The sequence below is a fragment of the Sphingobium tyrosinilyticum genome, assembly GCF_042654265.1.
In the GTDB taxonomy this organism is placed as follows: domain Bacteria; phylum Pseudomonadota; class Alphaproteobacteria; order Sphingomonadales; family Sphingomonadaceae; genus Sphingobium; species Sphingobium tyrosinilyticum.
The window spans coordinates 153,921-180,255 of record NZ_JBHSFZ010000030.1; the positions used below are offsets into that span (position 1 = coordinate 153,921).

General features: G+C 63.0%; 21 protein-coding genes. 7 read left to right on the forward strand and 14 right to left on the reverse strand.

What is annotated here, in order from left to right; all coding sequences use genetic code 11:
* Nucleotides 1-7: 7 nt before the first annotated feature.
* Complete coding sequence (locus tag ACFO3E_RS14080; RefSeq protein ID WP_066525963.1) at nucleotides 8-2,269, reverse strand: NADP-dependent malic enzyme; 2,262 nt, start codon at nucleotides 2,267-2,269, stop codon at nucleotides 8-10.
* A gap of 126 nt (nucleotides 2,270-2,395) precedes the next feature.
* Here ACFO3E_RS14080 and mutS point away from each other — a divergent pair, with 126 nt between their 5' ends.
* Nucleotides 2,396-5,047: a DNA mismatch repair protein MutS gene (gene mutS, locus ACFO3E_RS14085; RefSeq protein WP_066525960.1), complete on the forward strand. Its 2,652-nt coding sequence runs from the start codon at nucleotides 2,396-2,398 to the stop codon at nucleotides 5,045-5,047.
* A 9-nt stretch (nucleotides 5,048-5,056) separates the two neighbouring features.
* Entirely contained in the window at nucleotides 5,057-7,819 is a 2,763-nt protein-coding gene (locus ACFO3E_RS14090; RefSeq protein ID WP_066525958.1) for a [protein-PII] uridylyltransferase, read from the forward strand.
* A 10-nt stretch (nucleotides 7,820-7,829) separates the two neighbouring features.
* Here ACFO3E_RS14090 and ACFO3E_RS14095 read toward each other — a convergent pair whose 3' ends face one another.
* The 11 genes from ACFO3E_RS14095 to ACFO3E_RS14145 all read right to left on the reverse strand — a co-directional run bounded on the left by ACFO3E_RS14095 (nucleotide 7,830) and on the right by ACFO3E_RS14145 (nucleotide 20,662).
* Nucleotides 7,830-8,330 carry a L,D-transpeptidase family protein gene (locus ACFO3E_RS14095; RefSeq protein ID WP_066525956.1) on the reverse strand — a complete coding sequence of 167 codons (501 nt, stop codon included), beginning with the start codon at nucleotides 8,328-8,330 and terminating at the stop codon, nucleotides 7,830-7,832.
* Nucleotides 8,327-9,385, reverse strand: coding sequence for a GTP cyclohydrolase II (gene ribA / locus ACFO3E_RS14100; protein ID WP_066525952.1), 1,059 nt, complete (start codon nucleotides 9,383-9,385; stop codon nucleotides 8,327-8,329). Before ribA ends, ACFO3E_RS14095 begins: the two co-directional genes overlap by 4 nt.
* 13 nt (nucleotides 9,386-9,398) lie before the next feature.
* The gene (gene xth / locus ACFO3E_RS14105) at nucleotides 9,399-10,196 is read right to left on the reverse strand and encodes an exodeoxyribonuclease III (protein WP_066525950.1); all 798 of its coding nucleotides are present in this window, start codon (nucleotides 10,194-10,196) and stop codon (nucleotides 9,399-9,401) included.
* A gap of 366 nt (nucleotides 10,197-10,562) precedes the next feature.
* A complete protein-coding gene (locus ACFO3E_RS14110; RefSeq protein ID WP_066525947.1) occupies nucleotides 10,563-11,201 on the reverse strand; it encodes a LolA family protein in 639 nt (212 codons plus the stop codon).
* A 277-nt stretch (nucleotides 11,202-11,478) separates the two neighbouring features.
* Complete coding sequence (locus tag ACFO3E_RS14115) at nucleotides 11,479-13,800, reverse strand: FtsK/SpoIIIE family DNA translocase (protein WP_066525945.1); 2,322 nt, start codon at nucleotides 13,798-13,800, stop codon at nucleotides 11,479-11,481.
* 149 nt (nucleotides 13,801-13,949) lie between these two features.
* On the reverse strand, nucleotides 13,950-14,873 hold the full coding sequence (locus ACFO3E_RS14120; RefSeq protein WP_066528932.1) for a DMT family transporter: 924 nt from the start codon (nucleotides 14,871-14,873) through the stop codon (nucleotides 13,950-13,952).
* 282 nt (nucleotides 14,874-15,155) lie between these two features.
* On the reverse strand, nucleotides 15,156-16,316 hold the full coding sequence (gene ispG, locus ACFO3E_RS14125; RefSeq protein WP_066525943.1) for a flavodoxin-dependent (E)-4-hydroxy-3-methylbut-2-enyl-diphosphate synthase: 1,161 nt from the start codon (nucleotides 16,314-16,316) through the stop codon (nucleotides 15,156-15,158).
* A gap of 51 nt (nucleotides 16,317-16,367) precedes the next feature.
* A complete protein-coding gene (locus ACFO3E_RS14130; protein WP_380805460.1) occupies nucleotides 16,368-17,669 on the reverse strand; it encodes an OmpP1/FadL family transporter in 1,302 nt (433 codons plus the stop codon).
* Nucleotides 17,670-18,016: 347 nt separating this feature from the next.
* Nucleotides 18,017-19,384 (reverse strand): phosphoglucomutase/phosphomannomutase PgmG, encoded by a 1,368-nt coding sequence (gene pgmG / locus ACFO3E_RS14135; protein WP_066525934.1) that lies wholly within the window; start codon nucleotides 19,382-19,384, stop codon nucleotides 18,017-18,019.
* Between the two features lie 25 nt (nucleotides 19,385-19,409).
* On the reverse strand, nucleotides 19,410-19,853 hold the full coding sequence (locus ACFO3E_RS14140; protein ID WP_066525932.1) for a J domain-containing protein: 444 nt from the start codon (nucleotides 19,851-19,853) through the stop codon (nucleotides 19,410-19,412).
* Complete coding sequence (locus tag ACFO3E_RS14145) at nucleotides 19,853-20,662, reverse strand: division plane positioning ATPase MipZ (RefSeq protein ID WP_066525929.1); 810 nt, start codon at nucleotides 20,660-20,662, stop codon at nucleotides 19,853-19,855. The genes ACFO3E_RS14140 and ACFO3E_RS14145 overlap by 1 nt, the downstream gene beginning before the upstream one ends.
* A gap of 104 nt (nucleotides 20,663-20,766) precedes the next feature.
* Between ACFO3E_RS14145 and panC the strand changes: the two genes are divergently transcribed.
* The gene (panC, locus tag ACFO3E_RS14150) at nucleotides 20,767-21,615 is read left to right on the forward strand and encodes a pantoate--beta-alanine ligase (protein ID WP_066525926.1); all 849 of its coding nucleotides are present in this window, start codon (nucleotides 20,767-20,769) and stop codon (nucleotides 21,613-21,615) included.
* An 89-nt stretch (nucleotides 21,616-21,704) separates the two neighbouring features.
* Here panC and ACFO3E_RS14155 read toward each other — a convergent pair whose 3' ends face one another.
* Together ACFO3E_RS14155 and hemE are read right to left on the reverse strand one after the other, a co-directional pair.
* Nucleotides 21,705-22,145, reverse strand: coding sequence for a CopD family protein (locus ACFO3E_RS14155; RefSeq protein ID WP_066525923.1), 441 nt, complete (start codon nucleotides 22,143-22,145; stop codon nucleotides 21,705-21,707).
* Entirely contained in the window at nucleotides 22,145-23,206 is a 1,062-nt protein-coding gene (hemE, locus tag ACFO3E_RS14160) for a uroporphyrinogen decarboxylase (RefSeq protein WP_066525922.1), read from the reverse strand. The genes ACFO3E_RS14155 and hemE overlap by 1 nt, the downstream gene beginning before the upstream one ends.
* Before the next feature lie 287 nt (nucleotides 23,207-23,493).
* Here hemE and ACFO3E_RS14165 point away from each other — a divergent pair, with 287 nt between their 5' ends.
* The 4 genes from ACFO3E_RS14165 to coaE are packed head-to-tail and all read left to right on the forward strand — an operon-like array spanning nucleotide 23,494 to nucleotide 26,325.
* Nucleotides 23,494-24,321, forward strand: coding sequence for a pyruvate, water dikinase regulatory protein (locus ACFO3E_RS14165; RefSeq protein WP_066525920.1), 828 nt, complete (start codon nucleotides 23,494-23,496; stop codon nucleotides 24,319-24,321).
* Nucleotides 24,318-24,911 carry a Maf family protein gene (locus ACFO3E_RS14170; protein ID WP_066525919.1) on the forward strand — a complete coding sequence of 198 codons (594 nt, stop codon included), beginning with the start codon at nucleotides 24,318-24,320 and terminating at the stop codon, nucleotides 24,909-24,911. The genes ACFO3E_RS14165 and ACFO3E_RS14170 overlap by 4 nt, the downstream gene beginning before the upstream one ends.
* On the forward strand, nucleotides 24,908-25,729 hold the full coding sequence (gene aroE / locus ACFO3E_RS14175) for a shikimate dehydrogenase (RefSeq protein WP_066525913.1): 822 nt from the start codon (nucleotides 24,908-24,910) through the stop codon (nucleotides 25,727-25,729). Before ACFO3E_RS14170 ends, aroE begins: the two co-directional genes overlap by 4 nt.
* Before the next feature lie 2 nt (nucleotides 25,730-25,731).
* Nucleotides 25,732-26,325 carry a dephospho-CoA kinase gene (coaE, locus tag ACFO3E_RS14180; protein ID WP_066525912.1) on the forward strand — a complete coding sequence of 198 codons (594 nt, stop codon included), beginning with the start codon at nucleotides 25,732-25,734 and terminating at the stop codon, nucleotides 26,323-26,325.
* Nucleotides 26,326-26,335: the final 10 nt, after the last annotated feature.

Genomic DNA, 26,335 nt, shown 5'->3' on the forward strand with positions numbered 1-26,335 from the left:
GACCGGATCAGATAGCGACGCCTGCCGAAGCGAGTACCGCAAGCGTCAGCAACTCGGACGCATTCGAGGCCATGGTGGCGATCTGCACCGATTTTTCCATTCCGACCAGCATCGGCCCGATCATCGTCGTGCCGCCCAATTCGCGCAGTAGCTTGGCCGAGATATTCGCGGACTGGAGTCCTGGCATGACGAGCACGTTCGCGGGACCGGACAGGCGGCTGAAAGGATAATTCTTCATCACCGTTGGGTTGAGCGCCGCGTCGGCGGTCATTTCGCCTTCATATTCGAAATCGACATCCCGGCTGTCGAGCACCTTGAGGGCGTCCCGAACATTTTCCAGATGGCCGCCGGGCGGATTGCCGAAATTGGAATAGGACAGGAAGGCGACGCGCGGATCATGGCCCATGCGGCGCGCGACCGCGACAGTGCCTTCGGCGATGTCGGCCAGTTCATGGGCGGAGGGCCGTTCATTGACGGTCGTATCTGCGAGGAACACCGTCTTGTCCTTCGATACCATGATATGGATGCCGAACGGTGTGCGATCGACCGCCGGGTCCATCACGCGCTTCACCTCGCGCAGCGTCTGGGCGAAGGGGCGCGTCACGCCCGTGATCATCGCGTCGGCATGACCCATGCTGACGAGCAACGCACCGAAGATATTGCGATCCCGGTTGACCATGCGCTCACAATCGCGGCGCAGATGGCCCCGCCGCTGCAGCCGTTCATAAAGGCGATCGGCCATGTCCGGCACCAGCGGCGAATTGACGCTGTTGTGCAGTTCGAAGCTTTGCGGATCGCGGACACCGAGCGCCTGCAGCTTGTCATAAACCTCGTGACGGCCAACCAGGACAGGGATGCCATAGCCAAGGTCACGGAACTGGATCGCAGCGCGCAGCACCACTTCCTCTTCCGCTTCGGCAAAAACGACGCGCTTAGGATTGGCCTTGGCCACCTCATAGGCGGTGGTCAGCACGGAAGTCGTGGGATTTAGCCGCCCTTTAAGCGACTGGCGGTAGGCCGCCATGTCGGCGATCGGCTTCTGCGCGACGCCGGTTTCCATCGCAGCCTGCGCAACGGCGGCGGGCACGACTTCCATCAGGCGCGGATCGAAAGGCGCGGGGATGATATAATCCGGGCCGAAGCTGTGCGAGCGGCCATAGGCTTTCGCGACTTCCTCGGGCACTTGCTCGCGCGCCAGTTCGGCAATCGCCTGCGCGGCCGCCACCTTCATCGCCTCATTGATCCCGGTGGCCCGCACATCGAGCGCGCCACGGAAAATGAAGGGGAAGCCAAGCACATTGTTGACTTGGTTGGGATAGTCCGAACGGCCGGTCGCGACGATGGCGTCGGGGCGCACCTCCAGCACGTCGGGGGGCGTGATCTCGGGATCTGGATTGGCCATGGCAAAGATGATCGGCTTGCCAGCCATCTCCTTCACCATGTCCTGCGACACTGCGCCAGCGACCGACAGCCCAAGGAACACATCGGCACCCTTGATCGCCTCGGCAAGCGTGCGTGCGTCGGTCTTCACCGCATGCGCCGACTTCCACTGGTTCATGCCCTCGGAGCGGCCCTGGTAGATGACGCCCTTGGAGTCGCACATGATGACATTGTCATTCTGCACGCCGATCGCCTTGATCAGCTCCGTGCAGGATATGGACGCCGCGCCCGCGCCGTTCACGACGACCTTCATGTCCTTGAGGTCACGGCCAGTCAGCATCGCCGCATTGATGACGCCCGCCGCCGCGATGATCGCGGTGCCATGCTGGTCATCATGGAAGACCGGGATGTTCATCCGCTCTTTCAGCGTCTGTTCGATGATGAAACATTCGGGTGCCTTGATATCTTCAAGATTGATGCCACCGAAGGTCGGCTCCATCAGTTCGACCGCGTCGATGAATTTATCGACATCCTCGGTCTTAAGTTCGATATCGATGGAATCGACGTCGGCGAAGCGCTTGAACAGCACCGCCTTGCCTTCCATCACCGGCTTGGACGCGAGCGCGCCGAGATTGCCGAGACCCAGGATCGCCGTGCCGTTGGAGATGACGGCGACCAGATTGCCTTTGGCGGTATAGTCATAGGCGGTTGCGGGATCTTCGGCGATGGCGCGCACCGGAACGGCGACGCCGGGCGAGTAAGCGAGCGACAAATCACGCTGCGTGGCCATGGGCTTCGACGCGATGATCTCGATCTTGCCGGGCCTACCCGTCGAATGGAAAAACAGCGCCTCGCGCTCAGAAAATTCCACATTCGACTTATCGGCCATGACACATCCGTCCCCACTTTTTCCTACAATGGCCCTAGCGGCAAGCGTGACCTGTCGGCAAGCGCGAGAAACACGTTTTTTCGCGCTCTTTCCTGATGTGCCGCTTGCGGCTATCGCCTGACGACCATGCATAGCCCCAAGGACCTTGCTGCAAACCAACCAACGCCGATGATGGCGCAATATCTGGCGCTGAAGGCCGAGGCGCAGGACTGCCTCCTCTTCTATCGCATGGGCGATTTCTTCGAGTTGTTCTTTGACGATGCGAAGGCGGCGGCGGCCACCCTGGACATTGCGCTTACCAGCCGGGGCGAACATGGCGGCGCGCCGATCCCGATGTGCGGCGTGCCGGTGCACAGCGCAGAAAGCTATCTCGCCCGGCTGATCAAGGCGGGACACCGTGTCGCCATTGCCGAACAGACCGAAACCCCGGCCGAGGCAAAGGCGCGGGGGAGCAAGGCGCTCGTTGCCCGGGCGATCGTCCGCTATGTGACGGCGGGCACGCTGACCGAGGAGACGCTGCTCGACTCCCGGCGCGACAACATGCTCGTCGCCTTGGCGCAGACAGGAGGCGACGGCGCTGGTGAAATCGGGATCGCGGCGGCCGATATTTCGACAGGGCGGTTCGAGACATTGACGTTGCGCCCTGCCGATCTGCCCGCCGAACTCGCGCGACTGCGGCCGAGCGAGGTCGTGGTGCCCGATGGCTTGGCGCTTGATCTGGCAGACTCGCACCCTTTCGATCGGGCAGCCTTTTCCAGCAACAGGGCCGAGGCGGCGCTGAAGCGGTTGTTCGGAGTTGCGACACTGGATGGCTTCGGCCAGTTCGGACGCGCTGAACTGGCGGCGATGGGCGGGCTGATCGGCTATCTTGACCATGCGGGCAAAGGCACCCTGCCCTTTCTCGCTCCGCCGGTGCGCAAGACGAGCGGTGCGCATGTCGCCATCGACGCAGCGACACGGGAAAGCTTGGAGATCACCACCACGATGAACGGCGCGCGGCCGGGCAGCCTGCTGGGAGCGGTGGATCGCACCGTCACGGGCGCAGGCGCACGGCTGCTGGCTCAGGACCTGTCTGCGCCGCTGATGGATCAAGGACTGATCGAGGCACGGCTGGGCCTGGTCCAACTTTTCCACGATGACCCGCTGCTTCGCGACCAGCTCCGCGCCGCGCTGCGGGCGCTCCCGGATATTGGCCGAGCGTTGGGTCGTATTGCAGTGGGCCGGGGCAGTCCGCGCGACCTGGGGCAGTTGCGGGACGGGCTGAACGAAGCACGAATGCTGCGCGAAAGGCTGGGGAGGCTGCCAGACCAACCGCCGCTGCTGCTGCAACTGCTTCCGGCGCTGGATGGCCATGGCGCGCTGGTGGATAGCCTTTCACGGGCGCTGGTGCCGAGCCCGCCTACGGAAACGGCAAACGGCGGCTATATCGCCGATGGCTATGACCCGGCGCTGGACGAACTGCGGCGCATGGCGGGCGACGGGCGCCGCGCCATCGCAGCGCTGGAGGCGAAATATCGCGAGCAGAGCGGAATCGGTTCGCTCAAGATCCGGCATAATGGCGTGCTTGGCTATCATGTAGAGGTGCCAGCGCGTGCAGCCGATCCGCTGATGCAGCCGGATAGCGGCTTCACGCATCGTCAGACGCTGGCCGGGGTGGTGCGCTTCAATTCGGTCGATCTGCATGAACAGGCAGGCCGGGTCGCCCAAGCAGGCGCTCATGCGCTGGCGGCGGAAGCGGCGCATCTGGAGGATTTGATCGAGTCCGCCCTCACCCGCAAGTCCGAGATCGCGCTGGCCGCCGACGCGCTCGCCAGGCTCGACGTGGCGGCCGCGTTGGCCGAAAGAGCGGCCGAGGGCGGGTGGCAGCGGCCGCACTTCCTGCCGCAGGATGGCGAAGGTCCCTGCCTTGAAATCATCGGCGGCCGCCATCCGGTGGTCGAGGATGCGCTGCGGCGGGAAGGCCAGCCCTTTGTCGCCAATGATTGCCGCCTGGGGGCGAGCGACCGGCTTTGGCTGGTCACCGGCCCCAATATGGGCGGTAAATCGACTTTCCTCCGGCAAAACGCCTTGATCGTCATCTTAGCCCAGGCTGGCGCCTATGTGCCTGCGCAATCGGCAACGCTCACCCTGGTCGATCGGTTGTTCAGTCGCGTCGGCGCGTCGGACAATCTGGCGCGCGGGCGTTCGACCTTCATGGTCGAGATGGTCGAGACCGCGGCTATCCTTGCCCAAGCGACGGAGCGCAGCTTCGTCATCCTGGATGAAGTCGGGCGTGGCACATCCACCTATGACGGGCTGGCGCTGGCATGGGCGGTGGTCGAAGCGGTGCATGAGGTCAATCGCTGCCGCTGCCTGTTCGCGACCCACTATCATGAGCTGACGCGGCTCGCGGAGACGCTCTCGGCGCTCTCGCTCCACCATGTACGGGCGCGCGAGTGGAAGGGCGACCTTGTCCTGCTCCACGAACTGGCACAGGGCCCCGCCGATCGCAGCTATGGCCTCGCCGTTGCACGGCTTGCGGGTTTGCCGCCGGCGGTGCTTAAACGCGCCAAGGATGTGCTGACGCGTCTGGAGGCGGGCAAGGCCAAGACCGGGGGCATCGCCGCTGGTCTAGACGACCTTCCGCTGTTCGCGGCGGCAGCGGCGCATGAGGAGGACAAAGTCGATCCTTTGCGCGCAGCCCTCGACGCGATCGATGCCGACGCTCTGTCGCCACGCGAGGCTTTGGAGCAGCTTTATCACCTGAAACAACTGGCCGCAGCCAGTAGCGAAGACTAGATTAAACCCATGGTCATGCAGTTCCCCTCCCTGGGATCGCGCCGCTCGATCATTGATCGGCGCGCGATTTCCGACAGCATCAATGCCTTGGCGCAGGAATATCGGAGCGATCCGGCCAAGCTGCGCGGAATGATCGTGAAGGAGTTGAAGGCTGCACTGGACGCTGGACGCATTGACGTCGCTCGTCGCCTGGATGCGAAGCCGACACGGGGCCGGGAGGCGGTCACCGCCTTCGCCTTCCTGATCGATCAGATATTGCGCCTACTCTATGACGCGACGACGCATCATCTGTATCCCGCGAGCAACCGCAGCACGGGAGAGCGCATCACCTTGATGGCGGTGGGCGGCTATGGGCGAGGAGAAATGGCCCCACATAGCGATGTGGACATTGCCTTCATCACGCCCTGGAAGCCGACAGGCTGGACCGAACAGGTCATCGAATCGATGCTCTATTCGCTCTGGGACTTGGGGCTGAAGGTGGGCCATTCCAGCCGTTCCGTCGATGAGACCATGCGCATGGCGAAGGCGGACCTGACGGTGCGCACCGCGCTGCTGGAGGCCCGCTATGTCTGGGGCGATCGCGCTCTTTACGAAGACACGGCCAAGCGCTTCGACGCGGAAGTGATGCAGGGCACCGCGCGCGCCTTTGTCACTGAAAAGCTTGAGGAACGCGACGAGCGGCACAAACGGATGGGCGACAGCCGCTATGTCGTCGAGCCCAATGTGAAGGAAGGCAAGGGCGGGCTGCGCGACCTCCACACGCTCTTCTGGATCGGTAAATATGTAAATCGGGTAAGATCGGTCGCCGAACTGGTCGATGTCGGCCTGCTGACTGAGCTGGAGCTGCGCCAATTCCAGAAGGCGGAGGATTTTCTGTGGGCGGTGCGCTGCCACCTGCATATGATCACAGGACGGGCGGAGGACCGCCTAACCTTCGACCTGCAGCTGGAAACCGCCACGCGGATGCACTTTACCGGACGGCAGGGCCGGTCGGGGGTCGAGCGCTTTATGCGCTATTATTTCCTGAACGCGAAGGCAGTTGGCGATCTTACCGCCGTTTTCCTGGCGCATCTGGATGATCAGCTAGGTCCCAAAGGGCGGCGTTATATTCCGTCCATCTTCCGCAGGCCTAAGAAGCTGGACGGATTTGTGCTGGACCGCGGGCGCCTGGCGCTGCCGAGCGATGATTTTTTCCAGGAAGACCCGGTTCGGCTGCTGGAGATTTTCGCGGTGGCCGATCGCCATGAGCTCGCCATTCATCCGAGCGCAATGCGTACGGCGAGCCGGGACGCGGGTCTCATCACCGCGAAGATCCGCCGTGATCCGCGTGCCAACACAGCCTTTCTGGATGTCCTCACATCGCAGCGCGATCCGGAGACGGTGCTGCGCTGGATGAATGAATCGTCGGTGTTCGGCCGCTTCATCCCCGATTTCCGCCGCGTCGTCGCCCAGATGCAGTTCGACATGTACCATCATTATACGGTGGACGAGCATACCATTCGCGCCGTCGGCCTGTTGGCGCGGATCGAAAAGGGAGAATTGAAGGAGGATCATCCGCTTTCGACCGAGATCATGGGAAGGCTGCTGTCCCGCCGCGTACTCTACATCGCCGTTCTGCTGCATGACATCGCCAAGGGGCGGGGCGGCGATCATAGCCTGCTCGGCGCGGAGGTAGCGGAGCATCTCTGTCCCCGGCTCGGCCTCAGTGCGGCTGAAACCGAGACTGTGGCCTGGCTGGTGCGGCACCATCTGCTAATGTCGGCGACCGCATTCAAGCGCGACTTGGCCGATTACAAAACGATCCTGGACTTTGTCGAAGTGGTGCAAAGCCCCGAACGGCTGCGGCTGCTTCTCTGCCTTACAGTGGTCGATATCCGTGCGGTCGGCCCGGGGGTCTGGAACAGCTGGAAACGCCAATTGCTGGGCGACCTCTATGAGGCGGCCGAGGAGGTGCTTAGGCTTGGCCACAAGCAGAAGGGCAGAAGCGAGCGGGTCACCGCCAAGCAGGAGACGCTGCGCCAGGCGCTGGGCGTGTCCGCTGCCGATTTCCAGAAGCTGAGCAAGCGCTTGCCGGAATCCTACTGGATTGCGGAGCCGGAGGATATCTTGATCCACAATGCCCAGCATATTCTGGAGTCCGGCGATTCCCCGCTGTCGATCGCGGCGCAATATTATCCTCAGCGCGGGGCGACGCTCGTAACCGTCTATGCGGCGGACCATCCGGGTCTCTTCTATCGCATCGCCGGCGCCATCCACTTGGCGGGCGGCAACATTATCGACGCCCGCATCCATACGACGCGTGACGGCGTGGCGATCGACAATTTCCTCGTGCAGGATCCATTGGGCGGCGCATTCCACAGCCCGGAGCAGCTGACCCGCATTCGCAACGCGATCGAGGATTCACTCGCCAATCGGCACCGCATGATCACCAAGCTGGAGGCACGGCCGCTGCCCCGCACCCGCGCCGAGGCATTCCGGATCGAGCCCAATGTTCTGATCGACAACAAGGCGTCCAACCGCTTCACGGTGATCGAGGTCAACGCCCGGGACCGCCCTGCCCTGCTGTTCAGCCTGGCCAACGCGCTGTTCCAGTCCAAGGTCACGGTGCACAGCGCTCATGTCGCCACTTATGGCGAGCGGGCAGTCGATACCTTTTATGTGACGGACCTGCTGGGCGGGAAGATCGAAAGCAAGGCGCGGATCCAGACGCTGGAAAGGCGGCTGCGCGAGGCAGCAGGCGGCGAAGTGGGGGATGCGCTGGAGCAGGCGTAAGGGCCGGCTCCTACGCGATTTCCATGACATCGCCGGGCGACAGCAGCGGCAGCAGCTTCAGCATGTCCTGGCGATCAACCGCGACGCAACCTGCGGTCGGGCGGCCTTCGGACAGGTGAAGGAAGATAGCGCTTCCCCGTCCCGGCACCGGCGGCGCATCATTATGCCCCAGGACGACGATAACGTCATAGGCATCATCGTCGCGCAGCAGCGCTTCGGCAGAGAAGGGCCGCGGCAAATGCACCGGGCGATTGTAGGATGGATCGGCGGGGTCGTCCGACCAGCCGTCGCCTTCCCTCACCCAACGCCAGGGCAGACGTATGCCTTTTGCTTCTATCCGGCCGGGCCGCAGCAAAACGCCACGCAAGGGCCATGTACCCAGCGGCGTGCAGCCATCGCCCTCCCGCTTGCCATCCGCTGCGCAAGGCCCGCCTCGGCCCAGCGTGCAGGCCATGTTGATCCCGCCGAAGCGCAGCCGCCCGGCGGCGCTATCGACACGGATGACCGTCATAGCTGATGACCCGTGCGGTCGCGCTTAGTCGCCAGATATTGTTCATTATGCGGATTGGCGGGCAGGATGATCGGCAGCCGCTCCGCCACCTTGATGCCTGCCTTCTCTAGCCCCTCCACCTTTTTAGGATTGTTCGTGAGCAGACGCACGCCGCCGATCCCGAGCAGGTCCAGCATGCGAGCCGCTACCGAGAAATCCCGCGCATCGATGGCGAAGCCGAGCCGGACATTGGCATCGACCGTGTCGAACCCTTGATCCTGCAGGGCATAGGCGCGCAGCTTGTTGATGAGGCCGATGCCTCGCCCTTCCTGCCGCAAATAAAGGAGTACGCCCCAGGCCGAACCTGCGATCTGATGCAAAGCCTCGTGCAGTTGCGGCCCGCAATCGCATTTGAGACTGCCCAGCACATCGCCGGTTAAGCACTCGCTATGCAGCCTGACGACGGGCGGCGAAGAATCGCGCTTGCCAATGATCAGCGCGACATGTTCGCGCGGCTCGTCTGGGCTGCGGAAAGCCACGATCTCGGCGGTTTCGCTGGCGGAGACGGGCAACCGCGCCCGCGTCGCGATGGCCAGATGGGCGGCGTCATCATAAGCCTCCACCTCATCCGCGCTGACCCTTGCTTCGCTGTCGCCATCTATCGTCACGAAGAAGGCCGGCAAGATGCCAGCGAGCCGGGCGAGCTTCAACGCAGTCTTGGCGGCTTGCGGGGCTGTTACAGGCTTAGCGGCGAACGGCCCTTTCAGGGGCGAGGCCAGATCGAGTACCGGATCGGCGATGGCCATGGCGACATCGCCGTCGATCCACGGCGCACGGGCAATCAACACCGGCATGTCCGGATCGGCCGCCGCAAGCTGGTTGGCAAGCTTCAGCGTTTCGCCACGTGCGGCCGCCACCAATATGTCGGCTTTGCCCAGTGGATCGAAGTCGGCCAGCGTCACCGCGTCGGCCCCTTCGACAGCCATGATGCGCAGCGCGCCGTCAGGGGCATGAACGGTCACCGCCCAGCCCCGGCGCAGCGCATCGATGGCGCGGGCGGCGGCGCGCCCTTTCATGACCTGAGGCCCATCAGAAGGCGAACTCCGTGACGATGGGGATGTGATCCGACGGCTTGGTCCAACTGCGCGCGGGTTCGACGACGCGATGGCCGATCGCCTTATCCGCTACATCCTGCGTCATCCACATATGGTCCAGCCGCCGGCCACGATCCGATTCCGCCCAATCCCGCGCGCGGTAGCTCCACCAAGTGTAGAGCCGCTGCGGCGCCGGAAAGAATTTGCGGCCAATATCCACCCAATTATTGGAGTCCTGCAAGCGTCCCAGCAGTTCGCATTCGATTGCGGTATGGCTGACGACGTTCAATAACTGCTTGTGGCTCCAGACATCGCATTCCATGGGCGCGATGTTGAAATCGCCGGTCAGGATCGTCGGCTTGTCCTCCAGTTCCGAGGACCATTGGATCATGCGCTCGAGAAAGTCGAGCTTCTGCCCGAACTTGGGATTGATCGCGCGGTCGGGCACATCCCCGCCCGCAGGGACATAGACATTCTCGATCCGCACCCCATTGTCGAGCCGGATGCCGACATGACGCGCTTCGCCATTGGCCTGCCAGTCGAACCGGTCGTCTTCATGGATCGGCACCTTGCTCATAATGGCCACGCCGTGGTGCATGCGCTGGCCGTTCAACACCTGATGCACGTAGCCCATCCGGCGGAACATGTCGGTGGGGAATGTCTCATTCACCACCTTTGTTTCCTGCAGGCATAAAATGTCAGGCGCTTCTTCGGTCAGGAACCGCTCTACAATGTCTATCCGGGCACGGACGCTGTTGATGTTCCAGGAGGCGATACTGAGTGTCTGCGGCATGCTGATCCCCTAAGACCGTGCGGCGGGGCGTGCAAGGGCAGTAGATGAAAGGAGCGAGCCGTGCCCAGTCGAGATGACGCCCAGTCCCACCCAAGATCGGTGATTGGCGGGCATTGGAGCGCCCGACCATGTTAGCCGGGATGATCGATTTCGCGTGACCACAAAGAAAGACCCCCGCTCCGGGGGCATGGAACGGGGGTCTCGATCGCGCCCTTTAAGCGCTTTGCGGCGAGAGCGGGGTTCCGGGTAACAGGGGGGAAATCCCGGTCTTCGTCTCGCGCCGTGGAGTTCTTTTTAGGGCTTCGGATATGAGCCCAAGATGAACAGGATTAATGACGAATCCGTCCATCTCATGCCAAACCCGTTTCACCCCCCAGCAGCGCGCCCCTTGGGCCGCGGGTCGTTCCAGCGGAAGGCCGAATCTGCCACCGCGACGCCGTACCGCTGGTTGGAAAGGCGGACGGTGGTGCGGTTATTTTGCGAATCCAGTGCGACCCATCCGTAAAGCTGCAGGCCTGCCGGACCAGACGCATCGCGCTGGAAGATCATGGTGATGGTGCCGAATTCAGGGCGTTTCGGATCGCGCGCCTGGACGCTCAGCACCTTGGGGTCGCCGGTCTGGATCAGCTTGCCGAAACGCGACAGGTCCTTTTTAGGATCGAGCAGAGCGCCGAGGGGCGAACTGCCTATCGGCCAGCGCTGCACTTGGCGGACTTCATAGTCGATCATCGTCAGCGCCTTCCCGTCGCCGACGATGAGCAGCGGTACGCCCTTCTGATATTGGAAGCGGACCTTACCCGGCTGCTTGATGATGAGCTTGCCGGTCAGTGTCTGGCCGTTCCGGTCAGTCTGAGTAAAGTCGGCGGTCATGGTCGTGACCCCACGGATATAGGCGTTCACCTGCTCCAGACCGGCCTGTGTCTGCTGCGCTTGGACAGGGGCAGCAAGATTCGCCAGTGGCGCGGCAGCGAGGGCCAGGAGGAGGGGCGCAACCGAGCGCTTCATGCATTCTTCTCCGCTTTTTGTTGAGGGTCAGGAATAGGGATGACCCATTGAACCCATAGTGAACTGAATGCGTTCCTGAACACGCAGACGCTCAGCAGCGGCTAAAGCGCGCGTCCGGGGTGTAAGGGCTGGCAAGAACAAAAAAAAGGCCGGTCCGAAGACCAGCCTGAAAAGTTTTTAGGAGAGGATGCCTGAAAGGCACGCCCTCATTGAACGGTGCCGGTCCTTTTGACAAATGCATAGAGCGGGCAAGTGATTGCATTTGACGCAATCGTGATCAAAGCGGATTGCCATTCTCATCACGCAGCACCTCGCGGCGGCCCACATGATTGGGCGGTCCGACCAGCCCTTCCTCTTCCATTCGTTCGATCAGGCGTGCAGCGCTGTTGTAGCCGACGCGGAGCTGGCGCTGCAGCCAACTGGTGGACGCCTTCTGATTTTCAAAGACCAGTTGGCATGCTTTGCGGAATAGCTGGGCGTCGGGGCTGTCGTCGCCAAGGTCCACACCGTCAAGGGCGAAGCTGCCCTCTTCCGGTTCCTCGGTCACAGCGGAGATATAGTCGGGCTGACCCTGAGCGCGCCAGTGATCGGCGACTACGCGGACTTCGTCATCCGACACGAAGGGACCGTGAACGCGCATCAGGCCCTTGCCACCGTGCATATAGAGCATGTCGCCCTTGCCGAGCAGCTGTTCTGCGCCCTGCTCGCCCAATATGGTGCGGCTATCGATCTTCGACGTTACGAAGAAGCTGATACGGGTCGGCAGGTTCGCCTTGATGACGCCGGTGATGACATCGACGGACGGGCGCTGCGTCGCCAGGATCAGGTGGATACCGGCTGCGCGGGCCTTTTGGGCGAGGCGCTGGATCAGGAATTCGACTTCCTTGCCCGCCGTCATCATGAGGTCCGCCAGCTCGTCCACCACCACCACGATCTGCGGCAGGGGCTGGAAATCGAGCTGCTCTTCCTCGTAAATCGGCTTTCCGGTCTCGGGATCATAGCCGGTCTGGACGCGGCGGCCCAAGGGCTTGCCCTTAGCCTTCGCGGCGCGGACCTTCTCATTATAGTTGGCAAGGTTGCGGACGGAGATCGACGCCATCATGCGATAGCGGTCCTCCATCTGCTCGACCGCCCATTTGAGCGCACGGATCGCCTTGCTCGGCTCGGTCACGACCGGCGAGAGGAGATGCGGGATATCGTCGTAGGTCGATAGTTCCAGCATCTTGGGGTCGATCATGATCAGGCGCAGCTGGTCCGGCGTCATCCGGTATAGCAGCGACAGGATCATGGCGTTGAGGCCCACCGACTTGCCCGATCCGGTGGTGCCCGCAATCAACAGGTGGGGCATGGGCGCGAGATCGGCGATGATCGGCTCGCCCGAGATATTTTTGCCCAGGATGATCGGCAGCGTCGCTTCCTGCGCGAACTGTTCGGAGGTGATCAGTTCGCGGAAGGAAACGCCTTCGCGGTTGGCATTGGGCAGTTCGATGCCGATGACAGTGCGGCCTGGAATGGTCGCGACGCGGGCTGACAGCGCCGACATGTTGCGGGCAATATCATCGGCCAGCGCGATGACGCGGCTTGCCTTGATGCCGGGCGCGGGCTCCAGCTCGTACATGGTGACAACCGGGCCGGGGCGGACTTCGACGATATTGCCTTTGACGTGGAAATCGTCGAGCACGCTTTCGAGCAGGCGGGCGTTGCGTTCCAGCGCAGCCTTATCGATCTTCTGGCTCTGGCTCGCCGGGATCGGATTGAGCAGGTCGGGCGATGGCAGGGAACTGTTACCGAACAGATCGTCCTGCGACACCGGTGCCATCTGCCGCTGGGCTGGAGCAGGCTTCGGCGTCTGGATGGTGATCGGCGGCTTGGGTTCGTTGCTCACGGTCCGCCGCGGGCTGACGACACGGTCCTCCACCTCTTCCTCATCATCCAGATCGGTCGAGGCGCCGGCGCCTGCCAGTGCGAAACTCGGCCGTGGCAGGGCGAGCTTGGGCATGGACGGGCGGCGGAGAGCAAGGATCGGCTTTTCCAAGGCGAGGCTACGATACCAGAGGGCGAGCCCGCCGATCAGCGCCAGGACGACGAGACCTCCGGTGATCCAGCCCTGCGCAGCGCCCGCTTGGGCCGTGAGGCTGCGCACGCCATTGGCCGTCGCAAGACCGACCAGACCGCCCCAGCCCGAGGGTAGATCGATCAGGGAGTCTGGCTGGAACATGGCGAGCGCGATGCCGACAAGGGCAATTCCGCCGAGGCATTTGCCGAACTGGGATTTCCACCCGGTCATGTCCTGGTCGCCCCAAAGACGGCGGGCGGTGATCGCCAGAAGGGGAAGGATCAGCGCGACAGGAACGCCCAGCAGGGTGAAGAGGAAGGCGGAGATCCAGGCGCCGGGCCAGCCCATGATGTTTTGAACCTGATCGTCGGCGACCGTCATCATCGATGGGTCGCTCAAGCGGAAGCTCAGGAGAGCGAGAGCGAGAAACAGGGTCGCCAGCATCAGCGCGATCGCGCTGATCAGCGCGCCGCTGCGGATCAGGCTGCGTTTCAGCATTTCGCGCCATTCCGGCGTGCGCTTGGCTCCGCGGCTGACAGCCATGGTCTCGAATGTCCCCCAAATGTTCCGTTCCGGCACAATGCGCCGAGGGAGGAGTCGCCGTCAAGAGTCCGGCTTTTCGGCTCGTCTTGTCGAAACAGTGAAGGAAATAGCGAATTGGAGCGGATTTTGAGAAGGCGACAGTAGGCGAGCTATGCGATTCCTTCATGCATTTCGATCGGCCGCCTGGTGCGCGCGGCGATGAGGCAACCGGCGACGATCAACCCCGCCCCGGCCAAAGTTGAGAGCGTCAGCCGCTCGCCAAAGGCCAGCCAGCCGATGATCGCGGCCCAAATGAAGGCGGTATATTCGACCGGGATCAGATATTGCGCTTCCGCCCGCGCATAGGCCCAGGCGAATGACGCCAGCGATGTGAAGGCCAGCGCCGCCGCCATGGCGATCAGCAGCCAGGAATGAAAGGTGGGCATATCGAGGCGCAAAGCCGCCAGTCCCGGCACCAGGCCCGCGGTCATGGCGCAGAGTCCGAACAGCGCGAACATGACGATATGCTGGAAGAAGGCGACCTCCACCGGGGAAGCGAGCTGTGCCTGCTGCCGCTGAAGGATGAGGTTCCAGGCGAAAAGGACAGCGGACAGCAGCACCGCCGCCGCACCGAGCAGCGCGTCCCAATCATAGCCGCCCTGCATCCGGCCGGAGAGGATGACGGCGACGCCCAACAGACCCAGCAGCGATGCCACAATGGCCGTGCGCTCGATCCGCTCCCCCAGCAGCAGGGCGGCAAGATAGAGCGCGATCAGCGGCGCGATGAAAGAAAGGGCGATGGCTTCGGCAAGGGGCAGCCGCATGAGCGCCCAGAAGAAGAGGCTGGCCATCAGCGAAACGACGGCGCCACGCAGGAAATGGAGGCGCAGCACGGCTGGCGCAGGCCAGCGCTGCCGCGTGAGCAGCATGAGCGCGATCCCCAGCAGACTGCCCGTCAGCGCGCGCCAGAAAAGGGCGTTGAACAGGCCGATGGAGAGGCTGAGGCCCTTCATCGTCGCGTCCATAATGGCAAAGAGCGCGACGGCCGCGCAGCAGACGGAGAAGGGGATCGCCAGACTTCGGGAGTGCGCCATCATCTTCAGCTAAAGCATCGAACCGTGAAGGGGAAGAAAGGCCGTTGGCTTAGGCGACCTTCGGTTAGGCAAGCTCAGGGCGAAGGAAGGAGGGGTGCCGCCGGTTGGCCGCATCCGGATTCAGGTCAACAGCCGTTGATATCGAGCGAAGTCGAGATAGGCATGCGCAAAGGCTTCTCGACTTCGTTCGAAGCGAACGGAGGGCGGGGCATCGGCTTCAACACGCTCAACCCGAACGGGAATGGATGATCCCGCTCTCATCGAATGGGCAAGGCCCCTGCTCTACTCAGCCGCCTCGGCATTCCCAGCGTCAGTCGTCTCGGCCTCCAGCTTGGCGGCCTCGATCTCTGCCGCCTTGGCTTCGACCAGGCTGACGATATGGTCGATCATGCCTTCGTCCTGGATCGTGTGGTCGGTGAGGCCGGAGAGATAGACCATGTGCTTGCCCGCGCCGCCGCCGGTCAGGCCGATATCGGTTTCGCGCGCTTCGCCCGGACCATTGACGACACAGCCCAGCACGGAAAGGGAGAGCGGCGTGTGGATATGCTGGAGCCGTTCCTCGAGCGCCTGCACGGTGCGGATGACGTCGAAGCCCTGCCGCGCGCAGCTGGGGCAGGAGATGACCTTGACTCCGCGCGTGCGGATGCCGAGCGATTTGAGGATCTCATAGCCGACGCGCACTTCCTCTTCCGGTTCGGCGGAAAGGGAGACGCGGATCGTATCGCCGACCCCGGCCCAGAGCAGGTTGCCGATGCCGATCGCGCTTTTCACCGTGCCGCCGATCAGGCCGCCCGCCTCCGTGATGCCGAGGTGGAGCGGACAATCAACCGCTTCGGCAAGCTGCATATAGGCCGCGACGGCGAGGAAGACGTCGCTTGCTTTCACCGCCACCTTATATTCGTGGAAATCCTGGTCCTGCAGCAGCTTGATATGGTCGAGCGCGCTTTCGACCAGCGCCTCGGGGCAAGGCTCGCCATATTTTTCGAGCAGGTCCTTTTCGAGGCTACCCGCATTGACGCCGATGCGGATCGCACAGCCATTGGCCTTGGCGGCATCGACCACTTCCTTCACCCGCCCCTCGCTGCCGATATTGCCGGGGTTGATGCGCAGGCAGGCCGCGCCCGCATCCGCCGCCTCCAGCGCGCGCTTATAGTGGAAATGAATGTCGGCGACGATCGGCACGCGGGCGGCGCGAACGATCTGCTTGAGCGCCGCGGTCGATTCCTCGTCCGGGCAGGAGACGCGGATGATATCCACGCCCACTTCCTCGCAGCGGCGAATCTGGTCGATCGTCGCCTTGACGTCGAAGGTCGGCGTATTGGTCATGGTTTGGACCGTGACCGGCGCGCCGCCGCCTACAGGCACATTGCCGACCATGATCTGACGGGATTGCCGCCGGGCGATATCGCGCCAGGGACGCAGGCCGGGATTATGGTCGGACATGAAAAAGGGGCTCCGTGCTGATGGAGCCCCTATAGTGATTCATCAGCGAAGTTAAAACCGCGCCGTCACCGATGCAGCGATCTGATCGACATTGCCGCTGGTCCGTGAGCGCGTCGTTACGGTGACGGCGGCCGGATCGGAATAATAATGGTCGGCGCGCAGGATCGTCACCCGCTTGATGAAATTATGGGCGTAGCTGAGATTGAGCGCCAGCGCCGGTGACATGTTCCAGGTCGCGCCGCCCGACAGCCAGGCGCGGTCGCCATCGGGGACGCGCGTCGTCAGAAATTGCGGATTGGTCGGCGTGCGGTCGAACATAGCTCCGCCGCGGAGCGTGAGCGCAGGACTGACATCATATTCGCCGCCTGCGCTGACGCTGTAGCTATCGCGATAATGAAGTTCCTTGACCGATGTGCCGGCGCCGGAGGTGATGGCAATGTCGCGGAAGACCGACCAATTATACCAGCGGGCCGTCAGCATCGCGCGAGCGTGCGCACTCAAGCGGTGCATCATGCTGGCGGTGACGATATCGGGCAGGTTGAGCGGGGTGCTGGCATCGCTGGTCCCGTTGACGACCGCCAGCGGACCTAACAGGCCCGACAAGGTTGCGCTGCCTTCGATCCGGTGTTTGATGGCCGAACGATAGTGGATGCCCCAATTGGTCCTGCCGCTGGTGTAGAAAAGACCGGCATTCCAGCCGAAGGACAGATCGTCGCCCTTTACCTGAAAATGACCATCGGCCGCGAGCGGCGACAGATTGGGCAGCGCATTGGTCAGCTTTGCCTTTGCATATTGGACATCGACGCCGCCGCCGATCGACAGGTTGTCCATCAGCTTATAGGCGGCCGACGGCTGGACATTATAGGTTTTGAGTTCGGTATGCAGCGAGTCATAGCGGCCGGAAAAATCATTGGCATAGTCGAGCTTGAGCCCGAAGGGCGCCGTCACCCCGAGACCAAGCCACAGCCGGTCGGACAGCTGGCCGGTCGCATAGAAGCTGGGCACGGGAATAAGGCTGTCGAAGGGATTGCCGCCTGAGGTGCCGCCAACCGGCACCGATCCGGGAAGGCCAGGCACCGTGCGCGTGGTTCCGCGATCCTGCTGGCGGGCCGATGCGAACAGCAGGACGCCACCAGACGAAGTCTGGATACCCGGCAGCTGCGTCATGGCCGCGGGATTGAAATAAACGGTGGAAGGATCGTCGGCAGCCGCAGCCCCGCCCGAAAGCGCCCTGCCGGTTTCCTTTGGCGATTGTTCCTGCAGATAGAACCCCCCAGCAAGAGCCGGCAAAGGGACCGCTGAAAGCACCGCTGCAGACACAAGAAAAGCGGCGGCATGGCGGTTAACAGGCATTTACATCCCCCCTCAAACTGGTCGTGGCGGCCCCCAAGCCGCGAAACTTCTATACTGAGGATGGCGGTTAGCAGCGACATGGTTAATTTCTTGTTCGGGAAAGTGGCCGATCGAGAACAAAAAAAAAGCCGTCCCGAAGGACGGCTATGAAAGTTTTTAGGAGAGGATGCCTGAAAGGCCCGTCCCTTTTGCGGCTGACTCGCATCTGTTGCAAATGCGAAAGAAGCGCCGTTGATTGCGTTTGACGCAATCGTCAGGATATGCGCAGCTTTACGTAAGGGAATTGAACCCGTTACTTGCGCGAGAAAATAGGACCGGCGAGTTTCGAGCCGCTGGTTGATGGCGGATCAAGCGTCCGTCACGCCTGATTCTCGCAACTGCGAATATAGCGCGTCCAGCAGGCGATCGAGCCCTGCACGATCACGCGCCTCCGCCCGGCCGACCAGTTCGGCCTGCGTGTTGGAAGCGCGCAGCAGCCACCAGCCGTCATCGGTCGTGACCCGGGCGCCGTCGGTCTCGTCGATGCGGGCTCCAACGGCGCGGAGGCGCTTGGCAATCTCGTCCACCAAAGCGAATTTGCGGGTCTCCGGAACCGGGAATCGCAGTTCGGGAGTGGCGGGCAGATCGGGCATGGCGTTGCGCAGGGCGGTGATGCTGCGGCCCAGGCTGGTCGCTGCTCTGATCAGGCGCACGGCGGCATAGAGGCCATCGTCATAGCCCGGATAATCGTCAGCGAACATGATGTGGCCGGTCATCTCGCCACCCAGCGGGCTACCGACCTGCTTCATTTTGGACTTGATCAGGCTGTGGCCGGTTTTCCACATGAGCGGCCGACCGCCGAGCGCAGCGATGCGGTCGAACAGCGTTTGGCTAGCCTTCACATCCGCCACGATCGTCGCGCCGGGACTGTTTTTGAGCACCACTTCGGCAAAAAGAGCGATCAGTTGGTCCCCCCAGATGACCCGGCCCTTGCCATCGATCACGCCGATCCGGTCGGCGTCGCCGTCGAAAGCCACGCCGAAATCGAGCTTTTTTGAAAGGACAAGCGCGCGCAAATCCTGCAGATTTCGCTCAACGGTGGGATCGGGATGATGGTTGGGAAAATTGCCGTCTATCTGGGTGAAGAGCGTGTGATGCTCTCCAGGAAGCAGCTTGACGAGCTTTTCAACGACCGTTCCGGCGGCTCCATTGCCCGCGTCCCAGCCGATGCGCCAAGCTCCGCCGTCGAAGCCCTCGACCAAGCGGGCGACATAATGGTCGAGCACGGCGGCATTTTCGATTCTGCCAGCGCCCTCCGTCCAGTCGCCAGCGGCCGCCAGCGCGCCCATGCGCAGAATGTCCGACCCAAAAAAGGGCTCATGCGCAAGCACCAGCTTGAAGCCATTATGATCGCGGGGATTATGGCTGCCGGTTATCTGGATGCCGCCATCCACATCCAGCACCGTTTCGGCATGATAGAGCATGGGCGTCGGCCCCAAGCCGATGCGCACGGCATCCACCCCGCTATCAATAAGGCCGCGAACCAGCGCAGATTCGAGCGGCGGGGAGCTCAGCCGGCCGTCATAGCCGACCGCGACCCTTGATCCGCCCTTGCGCCTGACGATCGTGCCGAAGCTGCGGCCCACGGCATAGCCATCCTCCTCCCGGAGCGTCCGGCCGAAGACGCCGCGCATGTCATATTCGCGCATGAGCGAAGGGTGGAAATGATGCGCCATGACGCGGCTTCTCCTTACCCGGGCCTTAGCGGCCGGGCGATTGCCCGCTTTCCGCCTGCTGCGCCAGAAGGAGGTCGCGCGCGGCGTTGATCTGGGCGGCGAGCGCCTCCGTCCCGCCGCGGTCGGGATGAACCGAGGCGATCAGGCGGCGATGGGCGGCGCGAATCTCCCCCGCGTCGGCGTCGGCTCCGACCCCAAGCAGCGCGCGCGCTTTGACGATATCGTCGGACAGCGGGGTGGGCCGCGCCTTCGGCGTGGCTGGCTTTGCCTTCTGCCCCTGCGCGAAGAAGAAGAGAGTCGCGCCAATGAGCAGCGGCGCGCCGACGAGCGGCTTGCCCTTGGCGGTCATGACGGCGCCGACCAGCGCCGCGCCCAGCGCCATGCCATCCTTTGCGCTCATACGTTGCAACCGTCCCGTCCAGATGAGCCAGCCCGCAAGGCCGATAAGCAGCAGGGCGAAGAGACCCATCAGGCCGCGCCGAGCAGATCCAGCGGTGCGGTTTCGGCGCGAGCGGGAAGCGCGAGGCCCGAGACCATCTCGCGCAGTTCCTGGCGGGCGGCGATATGGCTGACGCCCAGATCGCCGAGATGCCCCTTGTCGAGCAGGGTAAGGCCCGAGGGGAAGAGTTCGCGGAAAATCACGCGTTCCGAAAGGCCCGGAATGACGCGGAAGCCGACGCGGCGCGACAGTTCCATCAGAGCATCGCCCACGCGTTTCTTGTTACGCGCGTCATGATGCTGGACGCGGTTGCGCAGCACGACCCAGTCGATGGAGACGCCATCGGCCTTGGCGCGGGTCTTGCGCGCTTCGAAGATGAGTTCGGAATAGAAGGACAGGCGGCGGACCTTGAAGGTTTCGGCGTCCACCTGGCCGATAAGGTCGAAATCAACGAAACTGTCGTTCATCGGCGTCACCAGCGTGTGGGCGCGAGCGGCCATGTGACGGGCGAAGACATCGTCGCGGCCGGGCGTATCGACGACCAGGAAATCCTTGCCCTCGGCCACGGCGGCGGCCTCTTCCTCCAACGCCTCGACCGTGTCGCCCTTGAACACGGCGAAGTCGGGCGCGGGCAGGTCGATACCGCGGCGGCGAGCGGTTTCGGCGCGGTTTTCCATGTAGCGCGTGACGGTGCGCTGGCGCGGATCGAGGTCGATCATGCCCACTCTGTGGCCAAGCGCGGTGAGCGCAATGGCGGTATGGACGGCCGTGGTCGATTTGCCGGTCCCGCCCTTTTCATTGGCGAAGACGATATGGTGCGTTTGGGTGTTCGTACCCATTGATAACCCCGTTTATTGCCGCAACGATTCTTGACCCTATTGTCGGGTCGTGCCTTAGCAGGATATTCCCCGTCCCCTGCTGCCATATCGGAGCCCCTCGTCCCGTGCAAACGCTGCGTGATCTTCCTGCCCTGCGAACCGCCATCGAAACGTTGAAAAGCGACGGACGGCGCGTCGCGCTGGTGCCAACCATGGGCGCGCTGCATGAAGGGCATATGGCGCTGGTCGAAGAAGCGCGGCGGCATGCGGGGCATGTGGTGGTGTCGATCTTCGTCAATCCCAGGCAGTTTGGCGCGAATGAGGATCTGGACAGCTATCCGCGCCGGGAAGCCAAGGACGCGCAGATGCTGCAGACGGCAGGCGTGGACATACTTTGGGCGCCGACAGCCGAGGTCATGTATCCGGCGGGCTATGCCACCAATATCTCGGTTTCGGGCGTGACGGAGGGACTGGATGGCGCGGCGCGGCCGGGACATTTCGATGGCGTGGCGACGGTGGTGTCCAAGCTTTTCAACCAGGTGCAGGCCGACGTCGCGCTGTTCGGGGAGAAGGATTATCAGCAGCTGGCGATGATCCGGCAGATGGTGCGGGATCTGGACATGCCGGTCGAGATCATCGGCGTGCCCACGGAGCGGGCGGAAGATGGGCTCGCCCTGTCATCGCGCAATGCCTATCTGACCGAGGAAGAGCGCAAGGACGCGCTGGCCCTGCCCCGCGCCTTGGGCGAAGCGGCGCGGCAGATGGAGAAGGGCGTGGCCGTGGAGGCCGCTCTCGCCAAGGCGATCGCGATGCTCGCGGCGCATGGATTTGATCCGATCGACTATGTGACGCTGTGCGATGCAGTGACGCTGGAGCCGATGAATGTGCTGGACCGCCCGGCAAGGCTGCTGGGCGCGGCGAAGCTGGGCCGGACGCGGTTGATTGACAATATTGCGGTTGAGCCGGTTACCTGACGTTCGTTATTCCAGCGGAAGCTGGAATCTTTGACGTTCAGCGTCGGGACGCGAAATCCCAGCTTCCGCTGGGATGACGAGAGTCAGAGTCAGAATGGCTTTACGATAACCGCCACGACGATAACCGCCGCCGCGATTCCGGGGATTTCGTTGACCAGACGCAGCTTCTTCTCGCTCATGGGGCGATGGCCCTTTGCGAGCTTCTTCGCATAGCCGGCGATCCAGCCATGATAGGCGGAGAGGCCAAGGACGAAGAGCAGCTTTAGGTGGAACCAGCCGAAATTCCAGGCGCCAATTTCCACCATCAGCATCAGGCCGAAGACCCAGACCAGAACGAGCGACGGATTGAGGATGATCTTGAGCAGCCGCCCTTCCCGGTCGATCCATTTGCGGTCCTCGTCCGATCCCACCGGGCATTGGTGGTGATAAACGAAGAAGCGCGGCATCATGAACAGGCCCGCCATCAGGAAGATGACGAAGATCAGATGGGCGGCCTTCACCCACAGATAGGCGGCGCCAAGATAGGGCATCAGCTCTTCTTTCCTTGCCGCACATAGGCGATCAGCGCCTCGACATGCGCGATCGGCGTGTCGGGCAGGATGCCATGGCCAAGGTTGAGGATATGCGGACGGCCCGCGAAGGCGGCGCGGATATTATCGACCGATTCCTCGACCGCTCTGCCCCCGGCGATCAACGCCAGCGGATCGAGATTGCCCTGGACGGGCAGCCCCTGCGGGAGGACGCGGTTGGCCCAGTGCGGATCGATGGTTTCATCGACGCCGATCGCATCGACGCCGGTGCCCGCGGCATAGTCGGCAAGCTTCGCGCCTGCGCCCTTGGGGAAGCCGATGACGGGAACGCCGGGATGAAGCGCCTTCAACTTCTCGACGATCCGCCGGTTGGGCTCGATCACCCAGCGTTCGAACTGAAGCGGTGCGAGGCTGCCTGCCCAGCTGTCGAATAGCTGCACCGCCTCGACGCCCGCCTGAATCTGGCCGGAGAGATAAAGGACGGTGGAATCGATGATCGCGTCGATGATCCCGCCAAAGCGTTCGGGGTCCTGATAAGCCAGGCGGCGGGCCGCGCCCTGGTCCTTGCTGCCCTGCCCAGCCACCATGTAGGTCGCGATGGTCCAGGGACTGCCCGCAAAGCCCAAGAAGGTGACAGCGGGGTCCAGTGCCACCTTTACCTGCCGCACCGTCTCATAGACCGCCTCGTAGCGGCTGAGATCGGGTTTGAGCGCCGACAGGTCCGTTTCGCTAAGGATCGGCGCCAAGCGAGGCCCCTCCCCCGTTTCAAACCAAAGATCCTGCCCCATCGCATAGGGGACGATCAAAATGTCGGAAAAGAGGATCGCGCCATCAAAGCCGAAACGGCGGAGCGGCTGGAGCGTGACCTCAGCCGCTGCGGGACTGTCATAGACCAGTTCCAGGAAACCGCCTTTCTCAGCCCGAAGCGCCCGATATTCAGGCAGATAACGGCCAGCCTGGCGCATCAGCCACATCGGCGGCACGGCAAGGCTTTCACCCTTCAGGACGGAAAGCAGCGGCTTGGAAGTCCCGGTGGAAAGGCCGGCATCTGGTCCCGTCATAAACTCTCTTATTTAGATTCTTAAAAGGATGATGGAGATAGTAGGGCGCTTGGCAGCGGGGTTTATGCGCTGTGCCCCGATTTGCCAACAGCTTGACTCTCCAGGCCCATCGATTCCGATCCGAGTCAGTCGCTCTATCCACGCTATCCACAGGCTGTGGATGAAAATGGCCGCCTGTTGGGGGTGTGTGGATAAGATTCCGGCTAATGGGAGCTATCCAGAAGGGGTAGTTTTGCCCGCAACCTATCCCTTGCTTTATCCACAGCCTCCTCACAGAGATGTGCCTCATGTCGCGTATCCATCTGCATCTGCTGTCGGACTCCACCGGAGAGACACTGGAAAATGTCGCAAAGGCGGCCATCGGCGCCTTCGAGAATGTGGAGGCGGTGCGCCATTTCTGGCCCATGGTGCGGTCCGATGTCCATCTTGACCGGATCATGGAGGAAATCGCGGCCAATCCGGGACTGGTGCTGTTCACCCTGTCCAATCATCAGTTGCGGCGGCGGCTGGAAACGCGCTGCCGGGCGCTGGGCCTGCCGCATGTCGCCGCGCTGGACAGCGTGACGGACGCCCTGTCCAACATATTGGGGCAGGAAACGCGCAATCGGCCGGGCCGCAAGCATATCCTCGACGAAGCCTATTTCGCGCGGATCGAGGCGATCCAGTTCACCATCGCCCATGATGATGGGGTGGGGCATGAAAATTGGGAGGAGGCCGATATCGTCCTGGCAGGCGTGTCGCGCGCGTCCAAGACGCCGACCTCCATCTATCTCGCCAATCGCGGGTACAAGACTGCGAATATCCCCCTGGTCGTGCAGTCGCCGCCGCCGCGCAGCCTTTTCACGCTCAAGCATCCGATGGTCGTGGGCCTGACCGTCAGTCCCGAACGGCTGGTGCAGATTCGTCGCAACCGGCTGCTGTCGCTCAACCAGGCGCCCGAGACGAGCTATGTCGATCTGGAAAAGGTGCAGGAGGAGCTGGCTTTTGCCCGGCGGATGTTCGCCGACAATGGCTGGCCGGTGATCGACATGACCCGCCGGTCGATCGAGGAAGCGGCGGCGGCCATCATCAACCTGTTCAACGACCGCGTGCTGGCGGAGGGGAGTGACGCATGATCGTGCTGGCATCGCAAAGCGCGAGCCGTCGGGCGCTGTTGAGCGCGGCGGGGGTGCCTTTCGAGGCGCTGTCGCCGGGCGTCGATGAGGAGGCGGCGAAGGAAGCGTTGCGGGCCGATGGCTTGGACGCGCGGGCCCTGGCCGATGCGCTGGCGGAATTGAAGGCGCTCAGAGTGTCCCGGCGCGTGCCGGGCGGGCTGATATTGGGCTGTGACCAGACGTTGAGCCTGGACGACGGCATGATGATCGACAAGGCGGTTGATCGGGCGGACGCGGAACGGATTTTGCGCCTGCTGTCGGGGCGGGTGCATCATCTCCACAGCGCAGCGGTCATCGCAATGAATGGCGAGCCGATCTGGCGCCATGTCGAGCGGGTGCGGATGACGGTCCGCCTGCTGTCGGATGCCTTCATCGCACAGTATCTCGACCAGGAATGGGAGCAATGCCGCTGGTGTGTCGGCAATTACCGGATCGAAGGGCCGGGCGTTCAGCTGTTCGCCAAGGTGGAAGGCAGCCAGTTTGCGATTCAGGGCCTTCCCCTGCTGCCGCTGCTTGACTTTCTGCGTGTCCGGGGCGTTCTGCCGTCATGACCGACACGCTCCCCTATGCCGAAGTGATCGGCGATCCGATCGCGCACAGCAAATCGCCGCTCATCCATAATTTCTGGCTCGATTGCCTGAGCATCGAAGCGGAATATCGCAAGACGCATGTGACGAGCGAGGGGCTGGCGGCCTATTTCCTGGAACGGCGGGCCGATCCTGACTGGCTGGGATGCAATGTCACCATTCCGCACAAGATCGCGGTGATGGACTATACCGACGATCCGGGCGGAGTGCGCGAGCGGATTGGCGCGATGAACACTATCGCCAGCGAGACGGGTGGGCCTTTGATTGGCACCAATACCGATGCGGGCGGTTTCCTGCAGCCGTTGCTGCGCGACAAATGGAAGGGCGAGAGCGCCGTGATTGTCGGCGCGGGCGGTGCGGCGCGGGCGATCCTGTTTGCGCTGACCAGCCTGGGGGTGCCGGACATCACGGTCATGGTGCGCGATCCGGCCAAGGGTCAGGCGCTGCTTGACCGGGCCAAGGTTAAGGGGCGGGTGATCGGCATGGCGGATGCGCTTCCCGCCGCCGATTTGCTTGTCAACACCAGTTCGCTCGGCATGGTGGGGCAGCCGGTGCTGGATTTGGACCTCCGGCCGCTGAGGCGGGACGCGACCGTCTATGACATTGTCTATGCGCCGCTGGAGACCGGACTGCTGAAGGCAGCGCGGGAGCAGGGCCTGAAGGCGCTGGATGGGCTGGAGATGCTGATCGGGCAGGCGGCGCTGGCTTTCGATATTTTCTTCGATGCGCAAGCGCCGCGCGAACGGGATGATGAACTGCGCGCGCTGCTCTTGGCGGTGTAACCATGAAGATCTACGGGCTCACAGGGTCCATCGGCATGGGAAAATCGGCGGTCGCGACGATGCTGCGGCGCGAAGGCGTGCCGGTTTTCGACGCTGACGCCGAGGTGCATCGGTTGCAGGGGCCTAAAGGTAAGCTGTTGCCGGCGATCGAGGCGCGCTTTCCTGGCACGACGGGTCCGATGGGGGTCGATCGGCCCAAGCTCGGGGCGGCGGTGTTCGGTCATCCACAGGAACTGAAGGCGCTGGAGGCCATCGTCCATCCCGCCGTGAAGAAAGAGCGCATGGCTTTCCTGCGCCGCCACCGCGCGCGTGCCTTCGTGGTGCTCGACATCCCCTTGCTTTATGAGAAACATGGCCATCGCAAGCTGGCGGGGGTCATCGTCGTTACCGCGCCTGCGTGGAAACAGCGCAAGCGCGTGCTGCGGCGGCCCGGCATGACGGCGGGGAAATTCCGGAAAATCCTGCACTTGCAGACGCCTGATGCTGAAAAACGGCGGCGGGCGGACTATATCATCCATACCGGCACCACATTCGCCGTCACGCGGGCCCAGGTGCGGCGCTTGGTCGCTTGCCTTGGATCAAAGACGGGCCGATAAGGACAAGTCC

What these genes read in the sequence shown, in the direction of transcription:
- ACFO3E_RS14080 (WP_066525963.1), bottom strand. Translation starts at nt 2,269, where the DNA reads ATGGCCGATAAGTCGAATGTGGAATTTTCTGAGCGCGAGGCGCTGTTT.
- mutS (WP_066525960.1), top strand. Translation starts at nt 2,396, where the DNA reads ATGCATAGCCCCAAGGACCTTGCTGCAAACCAACCAACGCCGATGATG.
- ACFO3E_RS14090 (WP_066525958.1), top strand. Translation starts at nt 5,057, where the DNA reads ATGGTCATGCAGTTCCCCTCCCTGGGATCGCGCCGCTCGATCATTGAT.
- ACFO3E_RS14095 (WP_066525956.1), bottom strand. Translation starts at nt 8,330, where the DNA reads ATGACGGTCATCCGTGTCGATAGCGCCGCCGGGCGGCTGCGCTTCGGC.
- ribA (WP_066525952.1), bottom strand. Translation starts at nt 9,385, where the DNA reads ATGAAAGGGCGCGCCGCCGCCCGCGCCATCGATGCGCTGCGCCGGGGC.
- xth (WP_066525950.1), bottom strand. Translation starts at nt 10,196, where the DNA reads ATGCCGCAGACACTCAGTATCGCCTCCTGGAACATCAACAGCGTCCGT.
- ACFO3E_RS14110 (WP_066525947.1), bottom strand. Translation starts at nt 11,201, where the DNA reads ATGAAGCGCTCGGTTGCGCCCCTCCTCCTGGCCCTCGCTGCCGCGCCA.
- ACFO3E_RS14115 (WP_066525945.1), bottom strand. Translation starts at nt 13,800, where the DNA reads ATGGCTGTCAGCCGCGGAGCCAAGCGCACGCCGGAATGGCGCGAAATG.
- ACFO3E_RS14120 (WP_066528932.1), bottom strand. Translation starts at nt 14,873, where the DNA reads ATGGCGCACTCCCGAAGTCTGGCGATCCCCTTCTCCGTCTGCTGCGCG.
- ispG (WP_066525943.1), bottom strand. Translation starts at nt 16,316, where the DNA reads ATGTCCGACCATAATCCCGGCCTGCGTCCCTGGCGCGATATCGCCCGG.
- ACFO3E_RS14130 (WP_380805460.1), bottom strand. Translation starts at nt 17,669, where the DNA reads ATGCCTGTTAACCGCCATGCCGCCGCTTTTCTTGTGTCTGCAGCGGTG.
- pgmG (WP_066525934.1), bottom strand. Translation starts at nt 19,384, where the DNA reads ATGGCGCATCATTTCCACCCTTCGCTCATGCGCGAATATGACATGCGC.
- ACFO3E_RS14140 (WP_066525932.1), bottom strand. Translation starts at nt 19,853, where the DNA reads ATGGGTCTCTTCGCCCTGCTGCTTATCGGCCTTGCGGGCTGGCTCATC.
- ACFO3E_RS14145 (WP_066525929.1), bottom strand. Translation starts at nt 20,662, where the DNA reads ATGGGTACGAACACCCAAACGCACCATATCGTCTTCGCCAATGAAAAG.
- ACFO3E_RS14155 (WP_066525923.1), bottom strand. Translation starts at nt 22,145, where the DNA reads ATGCCCTATCTTGGCGCCGCCTATCTGTGGGTGAAGGCCGCCCATCTG.
- hemE (WP_066525922.1), bottom strand. Translation starts at nt 23,206, where the DNA reads ATGACGGGACCAGATGCCGGCCTTTCCACCGGGACTTCCAAGCCGCTG.
- ACFO3E_RS14165 (WP_066525920.1), top strand. Translation starts at nt 23,494, where the DNA reads ATGTCGCGTATCCATCTGCATCTGCTGTCGGACTCCACCGGAGAGACA.
- ACFO3E_RS14170 (WP_066525919.1), top strand. Translation starts at nt 24,318, where the DNA reads ATGATCGTGCTGGCATCGCAAAGCGCGAGCCGTCGGGCGCTGTTGAGC.
- aroE (WP_066525913.1), top strand. Translation starts at nt 24,908, where the DNA reads ATGACCGACACGCTCCCCTATGCCGAAGTGATCGGCGATCCGATCGCG.
- coaE (WP_066525912.1), top strand. Translation starts at nt 25,732, where the DNA reads ATGAAGATCTACGGGCTCACAGGGTCCATCGGCATGGGAAAATCGGCG.